Genomic DNA, 16448 nt, shown 5'->3' with positions numbered 1-16448 from the left:
CTTAATCGCTCCTGTTGTGTTGTAACTTAAAACGTTACTGTTGATCGCTATTGAATATCTTGCCGGTAAAAAGCGGATTTTTATGCTTCTAATTTGATTTTTCCAGCAATTTATAACCTTTGTTCGACAAGCGGTGCTGGCAGACGCGTCTCGCATTCACGACGAGCGGCCGTTTGCACGCCGATCAAGGATAGACCATGAGCCTACCTTCACTGACCGAATTTCCGGCCATTCTGCTGCCATTGGTGAACCGCGCCCGACAATCCTTCTGCACTGCACTGGCTGCTGTGTCGGACGAAGCTCTGGCGTCTTTCGAGGCCTGGCCCGAGGCGCGCCGCAAGGCATTCGACCGGGTCTGCGCCGCCAGTGATTTTGTGACCGAACAGATCTGTCGCGACCCGCAGATGCTGCTGCAACTGGCTGATGCGGGCGCGCTTGAGCGTAGCTTCTCTGCCGGTGAACTGCGCGGGCAAATGGCCGAAGCGCTGCAGAACGCCGCCAGCGAAGACGAGTTGGGGCGTAATCTACGTCGACAGCGAGCGCGCCAGCAAGTCCGGATTATCTGGCGCGACCTGACGCGTCAGGCCGACCTGATCGAGACCTGCCGTGATCTCTCGGAAATGGCCGATGCGTCGATCGATCTGGCCTATCAATGGTTGTATCCACGGCATTGCCAGCAGTTCGGCACGCCGACCGGTCGCCATTCGGGGCAGCCGCAGCACATGGTCATCCTTGGCATGGGCAAGCTTGGCGCGGTCGAGCTGAACCTGTCGTCGGACATTGACCTGATCTTCGCTTACCCGGAGGGCGGCGAGACAGAAGGCACCAAGCGCGCACTGGATAACCAGGAGTTCTTCATTCGCCTGGGTCAGCGGCTGATCAAGGCGCTGGACCCGGTCACCGTCGACGGTTTCGTGTTTCGCGTCGACATGCGCCTGCGGCCCTACGGTTCATCCGGGGCACTGGTGCTCAGTTTCAATGCGCTGGAGCAGTATTACCAGGATCAGGGCCGCGACTGGGAACGCTACGCGATGATCAAGGCGCGGGTGGTCGGCGGAGATCAGGCAGCCGGTGCCGAATTGCTGGAGATGCTGCGCCCGTTCGTGTATCGCCGTTACCTGGACTTCTCCGCCATCGAAGCGCTGCGCACCATGAAGCAGTTGATTCAGCAGGAAGTGAAACGCAAGGGCATGGCGGCCAACATCAAGCTGGGTGCCGGTGGTATCCGCGAAGTGGAATTTATTGCTCAGGCCTTCCAGTTGATTCACGGCGGCCGCGACCTGAGCCTGCAACAGCGTCCGCTGTTCAAAGTGCTCAAGACGCTTGAAGGGCAGGGCTATCTACCTTCGGCGGTAACCGAGGAGCTGCGCGAGGGCTATGAGTTTCTGCGTTACACCGAGCATGCGATTCAGGCCATTGCCGACCGTCAGACGCAAATGCTGCCGGATAACGAGCAGGATCAGGCGCGTATTGCGCTGATCATGGGCTTTGCCGACTGGGCCAGCTTTCACGAGCGGCTGATGTACTGGCGCGGCAGGGTGTCCTGGCACTTCCGTCAGGTCATCGCTGACCCTGACGCTGATCCCGACGACCAGCAAGACGACAACAGCGAAGTGGTAGTCGGCGGCGAGTGGCTGCCGCTGTGGGAAGAGTCGCAGAACGAGCAGGCCGCTGGCCAGCAGTTGCAGCAGGCCGGTTTCGTCAATGCCGACAAGGCGCTCAAAGGCCTGGCCAGTTTGCGCAGCAGCCCGAGCCTGCGCTCGATGCAGCGGCTCAGCCGCGAGCGCCTGGACGCTTTTATTCCAAGGCTGCTGGCACAGGCGGTAGAGCATGAAAAGCCCGATCTGGTGCTGGAGCGCGTGCTGCCGCTGGTGGAGGCGGTCGCCCGGCGCTCGGCGTATCTGGTGCTGCTGACCGAAAATCCGGATGCATTGCGGCAACTGCTGACCCTGTGCGCGGCGAGTCCGTGGATCGCGGAGCAGATCGCGCGTTTTCCGCTGTTGCTCGATGAACTGCTCAATGAAGGTCGCCTGTTCAATCCGCCCTTGGCGCCGGAACTGGCCGCTGAACTGCGTGAGCGGCTGATCCGTATTCCCGAGGATGATCTTGAGCAGCAAATGGAAGCGCTGCGGCATTTCAAGCTGGCCCACAGCCTGCGCGTGGCGGCTTCGGAAATTTCCGGCAGCCTGCCGTTGATGAAAGTCAGTGATTACCTGACCTGGCTGGCTGAAGCGATTCTGGATCAGGTGCTGGCGCTGGCCTGGCGTTACAGCGTGGCCCGTCATGGCACGCCACTGCGCCCGGACGGAACATTGTGCGATCCGGGGTTCGTGATCGTCGGTTACGGCAAGGTCGGTGGCATCGAACTGGGGCACGGTTCCGATCTGGACCTGGTGTTCATTCATGACGGTGATCTGCAGGCCGAAACCGACGGTGCCAAGCCCATCGACAGTGCGCAGTTCTTCACCCGACTGGGGCAGCGGGTGATTCACTTGCTGACCACGCAGACCAACTCCGGTCAGTTGTATGACGTCGATATGCGCTTGCGGCCGTCCGGCGCCTCCGGGCTGCTGGTCAGCTCGCTTGGCGCGTTTGCCCGCTATCAGGCCAATGAGGCCTGGACCTGGGAGCATCAGGCACTGGTGCGCGCGAGGGTGCTGACCGGCAGCCCGGATGTGGGCCGCGAATTCGAGAAAGTGCGCGCCGCTGTTCTGGGTCGCGAGCGCGATCTGGACACGTTGCGTGCCGAAGTCAGCGAGATGCGCGCCAAGATGCGCGATAACCTAGGCACCCGGCTGACAGCAGCGGGCAGGGCGGCCAATGCCTTCGAAGCCGCGATGCCGTTCGACCTCAAGCAGGATGCCGGAGGTATCGTCGATATCGAATTTATGGTGCAATACGCCGCCTTGGCGTGGTCGAGAGCGCATCCCGCGCTGCTGCAATACACCGATAACATCCGGATTCTCGAAGGGCTGGAGGGCGCCGGGCTGCTGCCCGACGCGGATGCCAGCCTGTTGCGCGAGGCCTATAAAGCCTATCGCTCGGCGGCGCACCGTCAGGCCTTGCAGAAGCAGGCCGGCGTGGTCAGCGGCGATCAGTTTCATGCCCAGCGGCGTGAAGTGATGCGGATCTGGACGCAGATGGGGTTGAGCTGAGCCTCAAGGGCAACGCTCTGTGACAGTGCAACACTCTATAAAGCTATGACAGGGAGGCGACAGATTGTGTGGGAACGTCACGCAGTCTGATCGGCCTCCCTGATCGTTTCTGGTCGTTTTTGGATGGAACATGAAAATTCTGATCGTTGGGCCTAGCTGGGTCGGTGACATGGTGATGGCACAAACGCTGTTCCAGTGTCTGAAACAGCGTCATCCCGAGTGCGAAATCGACGTGCTGGCCCCTGAGTGGAGTCGTCCGATCCTGGAGCGCATGCCAGAGGTGCGCGCTGCGCTCAGTTTTCCGCTCGGCCATGGCGCCCTCGAGCTGGCGACCCGTCGCCGGATCGGCAAGTCACTGGCTGGCCAGTACGATCAGGCAATCCTGCTGCCCAACTCGCTGAAATCGGCGCTGGTGCCGTTTTTCGCCGGTGTCCCGAAACGCACCGGCTGGCGCGGCGAGTTCCGCTACGGCCTGCTCAACGACGTGCGCAGCCTCGACAAACAGCGTTATCCGCTGATGATCGAGCGTTTCATGGCGCTGGCCTTCGACAAGGGCGCTGAGTTGCCGCGTCCTTATCCCACGCCGAGCCTGCGTATTGACCCAACGACTCGCGACGCCGCATTGAGCAAGTTTGGCCTGACCCTCGACCGTCCCGTGCTGGCGCTGTGCCCCGGTGCCGAGTTCGGCGAGTCCAAGCGCTGGCCGGCCGAGCATTACGCGCAGGTGGCTGAAGCCAGCATTCGTGAAGGCTGGCAGGTCTGGCTGTTCGGTTCGAAGAAGGACCATCCGGTGGGTGAAAGCATTCGTCAGGAGCTGATTCCCGGCTTGCGTGAGGAGTCTGTCAACCTCAGTGGCGAAACCTCGCTTGCCGAAGCGATTGATCTGCTGTCCTGTGCCGACGCTGTGGTGTCCAACGATTCCGGCCTGATGCATGTGGCCGCAGCGCTCAACCGGCCCCTGGTGGCGGTGTACGGTTCCACCTCGCCGGGCTTCACACCGCCGCTGGCCGATGCAGTCGAAGTGGTCCGGCTGGGCCTTGAATGCAGCCCGTGCTTTGACCGCACCTGTCGTTTCGGCCATTACAACTGCATGCGTCTGCTTGAGCCGGACGCCGTGATCCAGGCATTGACCCGCCTGAACATCACACCGGTGGAGGTGGCCTGATCTTGCGGGTACTGCTGATCAAGACTTCCTCGCTGGGCGATGTGATCCATGCCTTGCCCGCGCTGACCGATGCGGCACGGGCGCTGCCCGGCATCCGCTTCGACTGGGTGGTGGAAGAAGGTTTTGCCGAAATTCCTGCCTGGCACCCGGCGGTCGACAGGGTGATCCCGGTGGCGATCCGCCGCTGGCGCAAGAACCTCTGGCAGACCTTCCGCTCTGGCGAATGGCGGCGCTTCAAGGATCGGCTGCGCGAGCAGCGTTATGATCTGGTGATTGACGCTCAGGGCCTGTTCAAGAGTGCCTGGCTGACGCGCTACATCGACGCGCCGGTGGCCGGTCTGGACCGTGACTCGGCGCGCGAGCCGGTTGCCAGCCGTTTTTATGACCGGGCCTTGCCGGTGGCGCGCGGGCAGCATGCTGTCGAACGGCTGCGCCAGTTGTTCGCTCAGGCGCTGGGCTATCCGTTGCCCGTCGGCATGGGTGATTACGGGCTCAAGCCCCTGGCTGCACTCGACGGTGCGCCGCAAGCGCCTTTTGTACTGTTTCTGCACGGCACGACCTGGGACACCAAACACTGGCCCGAGGTCTATTGGCGACAACTGGCCGAATTGATGGCCGCGCGCGGTTTTCAGGTGCAGTTGCCATGGGGCAACCCGACAGAGAAGGCGCGTGCCGAGCGCATCGCCGAGGGGCTGGACAGTGCTCATGTGCTGCCGAAGCTGAATCTGGCAGGCGTGGCGCGGGTATTGGCCAGTGCGCAGGCCTGTGTCGCGGTCGATACCGGCATCGGGCACCTGGCCGCAGCGCTGGACGTACCGACCATTTCCCTGTTCGGCCCGACCAATCCGGGGCTGACCGGGGCTTACGGCACGTCGCAGGTGCATCTGGCCAGCGACTATCCGGGCTGTGCGCCTTGCCTGCAAAAGAAATGCACGTACCAACCGACCGCCGACGATGAGCGCCGGTTTGACCTGAAACGCGAGTGGCCGATGTGCTTCACTCGTTTGAATCCCGAGCGAGTGGCGAGCCAACTGGGCGCGCTGTTGCTGGCAAAGGAACCTGGCTGATGCAACTGGCTTTCGTACTCTACAAATATTTCCCGTTTGGCGGCCTGCAACGCGACTTCATGCGCATCGCGCTGGAGTGTCAGCAGCGTGGCCATCAGATTCGCGTCTATACGCTGATCTGGGAAGGCGAGGTGCCGCCCGGCTTCGAAGTGCTGGTCGCGCCGGTCAAGGCGTTCTTCAACCATCGGCGCAACGAGAAACTCACTGCCTGGATGGAGGCCGATCTGGCCCAGCGCCCCGTCGACCGTCTGATCGGCTTCAACAAAATGCCGGGGCTGGACGTGTATTACGCCGCCGACGGTTGTTTCGAAGACAAGGCGCAGAACCTGCGCAGCCCGCTGTATCGCAAGTGGGGCCGCTATCGCCATTTTGCCGATTACGAACGAGCGGTGTTCGCCAAAGAATCGAACACTCAGGTGTTGATGATTTCCGAAGTGCAGCAGCCGTTATTCATCAAGCATTACGGCACGCCGCTGTCGCGGTTCCACCTGCTGCCGCCGGGCATTTCCCAGGATCGCCGCGCACCGCCTGACGCACCGCAGATTCGTGCTGATTTTCGCAAGGAATTCGGTCTGGCTGACGGTGACCTGTTATTGGTGCAGATCGGCTCCGGTTTCAAGACAAAGGGCGTCGATCGCAGCCTGAAAGCGCTGGCGACGCTGCCTGCCGAACTCAAGAAGCGCGCGCGCCTGTTTGTAATCGGACAGGATGACCCCAAGGTATTCCAGCTGCAGAGCGCCACGCTCGGACTGGGCGATCAGGTGACGTTCATGAAAGGGCGCAGCGATATTCCGCGTTTCCTGATCGGTGCCGACCTGCTGATTCACCCGGCCTACAACGAAAACACCGGCACCGTGCTGCTCGAAGCACTGGTGGCCGGTTTGCCGGTGCTGGTCAGCGCGGTCTGCGGATATGCGCATTACATTGCCGAAGCCGACTGCGGTCGGGTGCTTGACGAACCGTTCGATCAGGCTCAGCTCAATCGCTATCTGGCCAGCATGCTTCAGGACGCCGCCGCGCGCAGTGCCTGGAGTCGCAACGGCCTGGCCTTCGCTGACACGGCGGACCTTTACAGCATGCCGCAACACGCTGCGGATGTAATTCTGGCGGAGCACGACTGATGAAGCTGTTCCTTGCTGAACCGTTCAAGAGCCTGTGGGCCGGGCGCGATGCCTTCGCCGAGGTAGAAGGCCTGAGCGGTGAGGTTTATCGCGAGCTGGAAGGGCGCCGCACGCTGCGCACTGAAGTCGACGGGCGCGGTTACTTCGTCAAGATCCATCGCGGCATCGGCTGGGGCGAGATCGCCAAGAACCTTGCCACCGCCAAGCTGCCGGTGCTCGGCGCGGGCAAGGAGTGGGACGCCATCGAGCGCCTCCACGAAGTCGGCGTGCCGACCATGACCGCCGTGGCTTACGGCGAACGCGGCAGCAATCCTGCCGCGCAGCATTCCTTCATCGTGACTGAAGAACTGGCACCGACCACCAGCCTTGAGGACGTCAGCCTCAACTGGCGCACCGAGCCGCCCGAGCCGCGTTTGAAAAGAGCGTTCATTGCCGAGGTCGCGCGACTGGTCGGGATGATGCACCGGGCCGGCGTCAATCACCGCGACTGTTACATCTGTCATTTCCTGTTGCACACCGACAGACCGGTGACCGCCGACGATTTCAGGCTGTCGGTCATCGACCTGCACCGTGCCCAGACCCGACGGGCGATCACGCCACGCTGGCGCAACAAGGACCTGGCCGCGCTGTATTTCTCGGCGCTGGACATTGGCCTGACCCGACGCGACAAGTTGCGTTTTCTCAAGGATTACTTCCAGAAGCCGTTGCGGGAAATACTGCTCAAGGAAGCGTCGCTGCTGACCTGGCTGGATAAAAAAGCCGACAAGCTGTATCAACGTAAAGTGCGATATGGAGATGCGCTCTGATGGCAGGCTGGAAGCTCGAACCCGAGTACGCGTTCCTTGAGCGCGACTTTGGCAGCCTGGACGCGGTATTTGCCCTGGAAGGCCAGCGCCTGACCCGCGACCCGCTGTCCGAAGTCATCCGCGTCGAGCGCTCCGGGGTCAATTATTACGTCAAGCGTTACGTGAGTGCCGGCAAGGGCTTGCGTCGTTACATGGGCAGGCCTCGGGTCAAGTCCGAGTGGCAGAACCTCAAACGTTTCGCCAAATGGGGCATTCCCACGGCCGAGGTGGTGGCCTGGGGGCTGGAGCGCAATGGCGCGGCCTATGATCGCGGTGCGTTGATCACCCGGGAGCTGCCAAATACCAACGATCTGTCGGTGCTGGCCAAGCGCAACGATCCGTTGCTGGCCGACAGGCACTGGGTAGACGGCATCAGTCGCCAGCTGGCTGCTTATACGCGCATCATGCACGACAGGCATTTCACGCATAACGATCTGAAATGGCGAAACCTGCTGGTCGATAACGTGGGCAAGCTGTTTTTCATCGACTGCCCCAACGGGGCCTTCTGGTGGAGTTTCCTGCTGCGCTACCGGATCACCAAGGACCTCGCGTGCCTGGACAAGGTGGCCAAGTATCATCTGTCAGCCACCCAGCGCCTGCGCTTCTATTTGCAGTACCGCCAACGGGCGCGTTTGAACGCCTCGGACAAAAAACGTATTCGACATATCGTCAGCTTTTTCGAGGGCCGTGAATGAGCGTATTTATTGCCAGTGCCGATCGGGCGCTGCTGGAGCGCCACGGCCTGGTCGATTTTGAAGCGCTATGGAATCTTCAGCTGGATGCCGTCGACGAGCCCAATACCGGGCGCGGCGGCTGGAGCAGCGTGTTCCGCCTGGATCTGGACGACAGGAGCTTTTACCTGAAGCGTCAGAGCAATTACCTGACCCACACGCTGCACTACCCGCTGGGCGAGCCCTCGTTCTGCCGGGAGTTTCGTAATATCCGCCGTTACCAGAAGCTCGGTATCCCGGCATTGCAGGCTGCCTTTTACGGCGAGCGGCGTATCAATGGCGAGCGCCAGGCGATTCTGATGACCCGTGCGCTCGATGGCTGGACTGAATTGTATGCGCTGTTGCTGGAGTGGTCCGACCTGCCGGCCACCGAGCGCAGCGCAATCCTTCAGGCCTGCGGCCGGCTGGCGCGCACCTTGCACAAGGCCGGGCAGATGCACGGGTGCTTCTACCCCAAACACATCTTTCTTCAGGCTCAAGGTGATGTTTATAACGCGCAATTGATCGATCTGGAAAAGACCCGCCCGGTGCTGTTTGGCAAGCGCGATCTGATCAAGGATCTGGAGCCTCTGCTGCGTCGCTGCCATATGTGGAGTGACGACGAACAGCGTGAATTTCTGGCTGCCTACCTGCAGGCCGCCCCCGACAGCCCTCAGGTCGGTGCCTGGAGCGTGTTGCTGGGTAGACGCGGCCTGCATAAACGTATCGTCCAACACCGTGACCAGAATGAGATCCACTGATGCGCTTGTCTGAACTCAAGAACGCCGGACGCACCCCCGAGTTACCGATGAGTCTTACCCTGGCGGATGCTGCCGGCACCGCCGAACTGCAATTGTTGACCCTGCTGCGGGTACTTCCAGGACAGCGTTACGTCGGTGCTGGCGTATGGCGCGGCCGCTCGGTGCTGGCCAAACTGCTGGTCGGCGACAAGGCTGCCCGGCACTTTCAGCGTGAGCTGGCTGGTGTGCGTTTGCTGGCCGGGCAAGGCCTGAAGACCCCGCTGTTACTGGCCGATGGCTTGCAGGAAGGCGAGGGTGGCTGGTTGTTGTTCGAATTTCTGGCGCCAGCCCCCAGCCTGGGTGATGCCTGGGCTGACGTGCAGGACCTGCCGCCGCTGGCCGATGAGCAGCAGGCGGTACTCGGTGAGGCGCTGACGGCCATCGCGCTGCAGCACGCAAAAGGCTTGTGGCAGGAAGATCTGCACCTGGACAACCTGCTGCGCCATAACGGGCAGCTGTACCTGATCGACGGTGCCGGCATTCGAGCCGAACAGGCCGGGCAGCCGTTGTCGCGGCAGAAAGTACTGGAAAACCTTGGCGTGTTCTTTGCGCAGTTGCCCAGGGCTTTCGAGCCGTACACCGAAGAGCTGCTGGTGCATTATCTGCTGAGCAACGCCGAGCATGGCTTGCCGATGGAAGCGTTGCAAAAGCAGATCGACAAGGTCCGTAGCTGGCGACTCAGGGACTTCATGAGCAAGACGGTGCGCGATTGCAGTCTGTTCAGCGTCAAGGACAGCGCTTCAGTGTTTCGTGCGATTCGCCGTGACGAAGAGGCAACCCTGCTGCCGGTGCTGGAGCAGGCCGATGCCTTGCTCGACAAGGGCCATCTGTACAAGACCGGTGGCGCTGCAAGCGTAGGCCGGGTTGACGTCAATGGCCGCACGCTGGTCATCAAGCGCTACAACATCAAGAATTTCACGCACTGGCTCAAGCGTTTCTGGCGTCCCAGTCGTGCCTGGCATTCCTGGCGCGAAAGCAATCGGCTGAGGTTTCTTGGTATCGCCACGCCGAAACCGCTGGCAGTGCAGGAACAGCGTTTCCTGGGCCTGCGCAGCAAGGCGTGGCTGGTGACCGAATTTCTCGATGGCCCGGACATCATCGAACGGTTCGCACCTTATGTGCAAAGCGGCGATGCCCCGGAGACCGAGTTGCTGGCGCTGGATCAACTGTTCGCACAATTGATCCGGGAACGCATCAGCCATGGCGATCTCAAGGGCCATAACCTGTTCTGGCACAAGGACCGCTGGGCGCTGATCGATCTGGATGCCATGCAGCAGCACGGCTCGCAATCGTCATTCGCCTCGGCTTATGCCCGCGACCGGGCGCGCTTCATGCGCAACTGGCCGACCGACAGTGCGCTGCACCAGTTGCTGGAGCAGCGCCTGCCGCACATCACGCCGGTCTGAGCCTGCGCGTCAGCCTATCCGCTTGAGGCCCATCGTCTCCAGCGCCGCCACCAGTGCGTCCATATCGTCAAAAGGCATGAGGTGGACGCGCGGCCAGCGGACACGTTCCACATACAGTTTGCCCTCGCCGTTGACCAGCACCGGCGTGCGGTAAATCCATGTATCGCGGGCGCGATGAACGACGGTCTGCAAATTGCCTTCGCCTTCCTCCACCAGAAACATCCCTGGCTTCGCGAGGCGCTGTTCGAGAGTCAGCGGTTTAGGGGGGCGGACGACATTGACGGGGGGCGGCACTTCAATTTCGACCCGGTAATCGCTTTTGATCTGTACCTTGGCGGTCGCTATGCCTCCCGAAACAAGCTCGCCTGGATCCTCAATGACGCCCCTCGATAGCCCCGGCGCTACATCGACGACCCGCAGGCCGATCCCGCCCTCCAGTTCGGCAATGCCGGGCACGACGCCCTGATAGGTATTGGCATGGCTATTGCCAACCAGTGCGATCCACTTATGTGAACCCATGACCTCCTGATGCCTGCGCAGGGTGCGCGACGCAAAGTAGTTCATCATTTGCTGGCGGGTAATGGCTTCTTCCCTGGCGATACCTTTGAGGTGGTAACTGCTTGCGCAGTCGATGGCCCGCACTTCCATACCCTGCTGTCGCGCCTTGATGACCAGTTGCTCGAAGGTATAAACCTTGTCCGGGTCGGTGTGATGCCCCCGGTCCAGCGCTTTCAGGTCGTGAAGCAGGGTCTTGCTCATCTGCCCGGTTTCGAAAAAACGATCCAGATCTGCCTGGTGCAAATCGGTCAGCAGGTGCTCCATGTACAGCGTCTTGACGTTTTGCTGTGACAGCAATGGCAAGTTGTCGATGATGAGCTTTTTGCTGGCGACGGAAAAATGCGATTCGCCGATCACAACCCCGTCAGTCTGCTCGTACAGCTTTTCAAGCAGTTCGGACGTGCTTGTCTGCGGCGCGATTTCGGGTAACGCCGGACGAGGCGGCAGCTGTGCTGCGCTGATCGTTACGGCGTCCTGTTGCAGCCGCTTGCGGCGCAGGGCGAAGATGTCGCGAACGGTTTCGAATTCCGGATCGCCGAAAAAGTACTGCATATCGAGGCCCCTCTTTTCGAAGTTGGCCAGCGTATGAAAGGTCGTTCTGGTCTCCAGCGGCATCTCGTAGATTGCATCGATCAAGGATTGCTGAATCGCTGTCACAGGGCTGTCGACGCTCCAGTCTTCCGGCTCGACGCGCAGCCAGGCATCGTTTTCGGCCCGGACAAAGCCATACTGGCCTGCCCATTGTTCGCCGTCGGCAACAGGCGATGAGCCCCTCAGCTCGCGGATCAGTATCTCATCCAGAGGCGTGGCGGAAGGCAGCGGGACGGCCGTCAGTGTCGGGTCGGCAAACGCTATGCTGAAGTCGCAGTTAATCGGCGATTGTCCATCCACTGCCACGCCGGCACCTTGCCTGATGCGGGTCGGGCGTCCCGCCGGGAGGTCCTTGATGTGTACGCTGACCACGCCGTGCATGTCGGCGATGCCGGGTATCTGATCATGTGTCGTGGCAAGTTTCTGGTCGAGCAGTGCTATCCAGCGCTTTGAGGAGGCGCCTGCGATGTCGTTGCTGATGAGCGTATGCCCGAAGAAGTTGCTCATCTTGATGGCGGCGGCCGGGTCATCCGCAGCGGTCAGCACCGGATGGCCGAGAAACGGATAGCTGATCGACGAGCTGAACGGGCGCACCTCGATCCCGTAGCGATGGGCTGCCTTGATCAAGTGGTAGTAATCGTACTCGGTGCTTGAATTGTTCAAGGCCCCGCGATTGGTATCGCGCAGGTAGTACTTGAGCTCTTTAGAGCCCGTGCGGCTTTTTTTGCCCAGCTTTCGATATTTGGCCAGCCTGGACAGGTGTTTGTCGGTCAGCAGGTGTTCGATGTACAGCACCTCGACGCGCTGTTCTGCAAGCAAGGGCATGTTGAGCAGGAGCAGACGTTTGCTGGCTACCGATTTCGGTGCCTCGCTGAAGACCAGCCCGTTGCTGTGAGTAAAGACGTGTTCGATCAGCGTCTCGACGCTGCCGGGCAGCTCATAAGTCGGCAGTGGCGGTTTGGGTGGCAAGGAAAATCGGGCAAAAAAAGCCTGGGCGTCCTGATAGAGTTTTTCTCGAAGCGTTGTAAAGGTTCGCCGCACTTCTGTGAAATAGGTCTCGAAATAGGCTTCCATCCCCGAGCCGGTCGGATCAAAGGGTTCCTTGCTGATGACAATGTCCAGGTGCGCGCGCATGGTGCTCGGCATCTCGTAGCCACTTAACGTGTCGGTCGAGGTTCCGGCTGCCTGTTCAGGCAGGGGTTGATAGCTTTCCGGGCCGTCCAGACCGCCGCCACGCAGGCGCTGGCGGTCGATGACCAACCACTGCCCCTGCTCATCCAGACGAACTGGCTGGTTACCGAAGAACGCGAATGGATTGGCTGGATCAATGATTTGCCAGCAGCGTAGATGGGTGTCGTACCGGACCTGAAAGGTTTGCCCGGAAAGCTCGATGTAGTGTCTGCCGTTGACCAGGCACACGCCTTTGGCATGACCGTCTGCGATCCGCGGCAGGTTATCCAGCGAAATGTCGACGGCCAGATCGGTGCGCAGGGCTGAAGGCGCGCGCGGCACAGGGGCCGGTGTCGGGAGCAGTGGCTGCCAGGCACCACCGGCTTCTCGTGCGGCGAACTGGCCGGTTGCAATCGGCGGCGCTGAAGCGACGTGCGGCGCATGGAAAACCGCAGCATGGCCGTTGGCGTTGGGCTTGCCGAGCAGAAAGACCTGTTCTTGCAGCTCGACCGGGTACAGGTCTTCGTAGCGCGTCAGGGAAGACTGGCGCTGGAACGAGCGCAGCACGGGTACTGATTCTCGGCCTTGCTCAAGGTTGTGCAGCACGCCGCCAAAGCCTTTCAGGCCGCTCAGCAGATCGCCGCCTGCGCCGATCCCGTTGAACAGTGCCGACACGATGTAAGCCGTGGCGCGGTCCTGGTCGCCTTCGCTCAGTGCGGCAAGTGCCTGACCGCTGTCGTGCAAGGACAGCAGGCTGCCAACTGCAAAGCTTGCGGGAGGGAAGGGCAGGGTCAGCGCGGTGGCGATGATCTCGACACTGACCCAGATCAGACGGGACAGCATGTCATTGCGGCCGGTGGTGGTCTCTTCCACGTCCCGCAGCCTGCGCTCGAGTGGCCGGTTGTAACAGGTGTCGGCAACGTCGGAAATGAACGCTTTGGGAATGACCGGCGGCTTGTTGGCATTGCCTTGCTGCATATCGCGCAGGAAAAACGACAGGGTCCGGCGCGCCTTGATCCGGCAGCGATCCTTGTAGTAATCGATCATGCCTTCGGTGTTCAGCGAGCTGACGAAGTCGCTGAACAGACGGAACTCGATGCCGTCAGGGGCCTGCGGTGTGTAAAGCAATGCAGCGTGGCGAATCTGCATCGGCAGAACCACCAGGCAGCCCTGCACGGTCTCAACGTGGGTAAGCAGCGGGCTCGGAATAACCAGTTGATCGATGTCGGTCAGCCCTGAAGCAATCAGTGGTTTGTCGATATGCAACTGCAAGGGATAGAGCGGGTATTGCTCGCGAGCGGCCGGACTGTTCAGGTGTGCATTGTCCAGCGATTGTTTCAGCCAGGTATAGTGCGCCGCTTCGGTATGGCCTTTCAGAAGGCTGCGCAATGCGGCTGCCTTCATCTGGAGCTGAGTGATCAGCACGCTGGCCTGACGTCGGTCGGCGTAACCGGCGTTTTCAGTATTCAGCAAGGTGTTCCTGATCAGCGCAATGTAATCGTCTGCCAGCCATTGACCGCGTACCGAGCCTGCCACTGCCGCGGGTGACAGCGCGCTCAGGTCCACTCCCTCCGGGCCGCTGAAGGTTGCCTGTGTTGCAGCAGAGGTGCGTATAGGGTCGATGCTGTCGTTGTAGCCGTTGAGCAGCATGTCGGTGTAGGTCAGCGTTTCGCGCTCGCTGGTGATCACAACCAGATCCGGGTTCACCGTGCCAGCCGGTACATTCAGCAGCTTGCCGAGCTGCTGGCTGGCGCGCTGATGAACGTAGTCCTTGAACGGCTGGACCTGGGTGTGGGGCTGGGCCTGGTAGTTGCCGAGTGCGCCTCCGACAGCCTCTTCGAGTGCCAGCAGTTCGCGGCGCTGTTCACGACTGGCGCGCAGATACCAGTCCGGGGTATGGCTGGCTTGCTCGGAAAGCATCACCCGGGTCTGTTCGTCGGTAAAGCCGCGCAACGCCACCTCACAGTCGGGGTGATCAATGAATTGCAGGAAATCTTTTGCCGGCTGGGGCTTCTGACTGAGGGCCGTCAGTTGTTGCGCGAGTTCAGGGCGGGCAGCGACTTCCACCTGACCGAGCAGCCAGGCACTCATCGCAGGCGACGCACTCCAGCCGACCACCTCGTGGAGCAGGTGGGTTTCAGTGTCGAAGGCTTTGAAATGCTGGCCCGGAGCGTCCAGCGCGACCATGATCAGCCGCTCGGTCCGACCCTGCGCGCCTTGCTTGCGAAATACCAGCAGCCTGGCCATCACGTTACGTCCGTTCAGGCGTACCTGTTGCACGCGCAGTGCCGGGGCTGGCGTGTTCTGTGCCGGGGTTGCCGATGCTGCAACAATGGCGAAATCCTCGGGACGAATATGCCCTTGCATCTTCGCTGCCCAGGCCAGCGCGCTGAGGCGGGTTCGCGCCAGCAAGCGCAACAGATGCCTGTTGTGTTCTTTCTGGTAGGCCGTTCGCTGAAAATCGCCAAAGTTCGCGCGCAGCTCCAGCTCGTTGATCAGGCTGGCGAGGTACGTCGGGGTTAGCGTCGAGTAAGCCGCTGGCAGAGGTGCGTCGTCCAGACGGATGACGGTCTTGTCGAGGAACTCCGAGCCTGCGACCTCGTCATTCGGATGCAGGCCGTAGAGCGCCAGTTGCACCAGCGAGCGGCTCACGCGGTAGGTCTTGCTGGTCGATGGCAGCGTGCGCAGTGTGTCGATGGTTATGGCCTGCGGGTCCAGATCGTGGCCCAGATCATCGGCCAGCCGCATGCGCAGATGCGCTTCGGCGAATTGCTCGGGTGATGCCGCGCTGCCCAGCACGCTGAGCATGGCAGCACGCGCTTCATCATAGCGGCGCAGGTACCCGGCATAGGTCTGCAGGTCGGCCATGCTGGCAATCTTCAACCAGTCCGGCAGGCCCCGGTGGTACTGGCGTTGCCGGTAGCTGAGCTCGCGCAGCTCAAGCACGGCGGCGGGGCCGAACATGCCCCGCATGTCGATGGCTTCCTGAATCAGTACCTGACGCTGCGCCTGGTCCTCTATGTCGGCGCGTTCGCAGGCGTAGCGGACGTCGTTGCGCTGCTTGTTCAGCTGGCGATCCAGCGCATGCCTGAACGGGGCGCTGTTGACGGGTTGTAATTGCACGTCGGCTGCAGTGAAGGGGGCAAGGTACAGGTCGGCGTCCTCCCTGATGGCAGCCAGTCGCTCCTGTTGCTGGCGGTCGACCGTGTTCAGGAGCCCGCTTTGCAGCGTCGGCGAGTTGAGCCAGCGCGCCACGGTTTCGCACATGAGGGCCTGGCTGGCGAAAGCAATGAGGCCAAGGCCGGGCAGAGCCAGTAGCGTACGGTCCTGTGCTTGGGATATCACCAGCGCGCCGGCCATTTCAAACTGCTCGTCATCATGCAGTTGCACGCTCAGGGAGTGATAAGTGAGCGCGGGGTCTTGTGGCTCTGCCGATGCGGCGGGCAGGCAGGCCAGGTAGCCGCTTTCCAGATCGCGCTCGTGAATCCTGACGCTGGCCTCATCACGCAATGCGCGCTGCAAGGCGGGCACAAGCCGGTCCCGGCGGCTCTCAGCGGTTTCGCCGGGGTCAGCCCAGAAGTCGTCGATCTGTTGCAGCAGGCTGGAAATCTCCAGCTCTCGCTCGGCCGGGTCGACTCCGCCGATAGCCGTCAGCAGGGATTCGCCGGGGCTGGGCAGTGCTTGCAGTTCGCCAGCCAGCGCGATACGCAGCTCGTCGAGCCTGTGCAGGGCTGCCGAGGCAGCGGGCCAGGTGTCGGCCGGCGCCAACGGTACGGGGGTGAGAACGACAGGGGACAGTGTTTGTGTCATGAGAGGTTTCCCATTGCGCTAGGGGCGCTGAGGTGTTGAGCGGCGGCCTT

9 protein-coding genes are annotated in these 16448 nt (G+C 61.4%); 8 read left to right on the top strand and 1 reads right to left on the bottom strand.

Translation table 11 applies throughout. The features are described from left to right. The first annotated feature begins 197 nt into the window (after positions 1-197). From glnE to I9H07_RS21650, 8 genes are all read left to right on the top strand, one after another. Positions 198-3155, top strand: coding sequence for a bifunctional [glutamate--ammonia ligase]-adenylyl-L-tyrosine phosphorylase/[glutamate--ammonia-ligase] adenylyltransferase (glnE, locus tag I9H07_RS21685; RefSeq protein WP_236425260.1), 2958 nt, complete (start codon positions 198-200; stop codon positions 3153-3155). 130 nt (positions 3156-3285) lie between these two features. Next, a complete protein-coding gene (waaF, locus tag I9H07_RS21680; RefSeq protein ID WP_058390770.1) occupies positions 3286-4320 on the top strand; it encodes a lipopolysaccharide heptosyltransferase II in 1035 nt (344 codons plus the stop codon). A 2-nt stretch (positions 4321-4322) separates the two neighbouring features. Beyond that, positions 4323-5387 (top strand): lipopolysaccharide heptosyltransferase I, encoded by a 1065-nt coding sequence (gene waaC, locus I9H07_RS21675; protein WP_024674273.1) that lies wholly within the window; start codon positions 4323-4325, stop codon positions 5385-5387. Then, positions 5387-6508, top strand: coding sequence for a glycosyltransferase family 4 protein (locus I9H07_RS21670; protein ID WP_236425259.1), 1122 nt, complete (start codon positions 5387-5389; stop codon positions 6506-6508). Before waaC ends, I9H07_RS21670 begins: the two co-directional genes overlap by 1 nt. Continuing rightward, positions 6508-7314, top strand: a complete 807-nt coding sequence (gene rfaP / locus I9H07_RS21665; RefSeq protein ID WP_024674271.1) for a lipopolysaccharide core heptose(I) kinase RfaP — start codon at positions 6508-6510, stop codon at positions 7312-7314. The genes I9H07_RS21670 and rfaP overlap by 1 nt, the downstream gene beginning before the upstream one ends. After that, positions 7314-8048: a lipopolysaccharide kinase InaA family protein gene (locus tag I9H07_RS21660; protein ID WP_236425258.1), complete on the top strand. Its 735-nt coding sequence runs from the start codon at positions 7314-7316 to the stop codon at positions 8046-8048. Before rfaP ends, I9H07_RS21660 begins: the two co-directional genes overlap by 1 nt. Next, on the top strand, positions 8045-8824 hold the full coding sequence (locus tag I9H07_RS21655; protein WP_024674269.1) for a lipopolysaccharide kinase InaA family protein: 780 nt from the start codon (positions 8045-8047) through the stop codon (positions 8822-8824). The genes I9H07_RS21660 and I9H07_RS21655 overlap by 4 nt, the downstream gene beginning before the upstream one ends. Continuing rightward, positions 8824-10269, top strand: a complete 1446-nt coding sequence (locus I9H07_RS21650; protein ID WP_024674268.1) for a lipopolysaccharide kinase InaA family protein — start codon at positions 8824-8826, stop codon at positions 10267-10269. The genes I9H07_RS21655 and I9H07_RS21650 overlap by 1 nt, the downstream gene beginning before the upstream one ends. Positions 10270-10278: 9 nt before the next feature. Here the strand turns inward: I9H07_RS21650 and I9H07_RS21645 are convergent, their stop codons facing one another. Further along, positions 10279-16398: a membrane-targeted effector domain-containing toxin gene (locus I9H07_RS21645; RefSeq protein ID WP_236425984.1), complete on the bottom strand. Its 6120-nt coding sequence runs from the start codon at positions 16396-16398 to the stop codon at positions 10279-10281. Between the last annotated feature and the right edge of the window lie 50 nt (positions 16399-16448).

This window comes from Pseudomonas syringae (genome assembly GCF_023278085.1).
GTDB lineage: Bacteria > Pseudomonadota > Gammaproteobacteria > Pseudomonadales > Pseudomonadaceae > Aquipseudomonas > Aquipseudomonas syringae_Q.
Note: the sequence above shows the minus strand (reverse complement) of the source record. Positions and strands in the feature narration are given on the sequence as shown.

Coding starts and splice junctions, on each gene's coding strand:
- glnE (WP_236425260.1), top strand. CDS start 198: ATGAGCCTACCTTCACTGACCGAATTTCCGGCCATTCTGCTGCCATTG.
- waaF (WP_058390770.1), top strand. CDS start 3,286: ATGAAAATTCTGATCGTTGGGCCTAGCTGGGTCGGTGACATGGTGATG.
- I9H07_RS21670 (WP_236425259.1), top strand. CDS start 5,387: ATGCAACTGGCTTTCGTACTCTACAAATATTTCCCGTTTGGCGGCCTG.
- rfaP (WP_024674271.1), top strand. CDS start 6,508: ATGAAGCTGTTCCTTGCTGAACCGTTCAAGAGCCTGTGGGCCGGGCGC.
- I9H07_RS21660 (WP_236425258.1), top strand. CDS start 7,314: ATGGCAGGCTGGAAGCTCGAACCCGAGTACGCGTTCCTTGAGCGCGAC.
- I9H07_RS21655 (WP_024674269.1), top strand. CDS start 8,045: ATGAGCGTATTTATTGCCAGTGCCGATCGGGCGCTGCTGGAGCGCCAC.
- I9H07_RS21650 (WP_024674268.1), top strand. CDS start 8,824: ATGCGCTTGTCTGAACTCAAGAACGCCGGACGCACCCCCGAGTTACCG.
- I9H07_RS21645 (WP_236425984.1), bottom strand. CDS start 16,398: ATGACACAAACACTGTCCCCTGTCGTTCTCACCCCCGTACCGTTGGCG.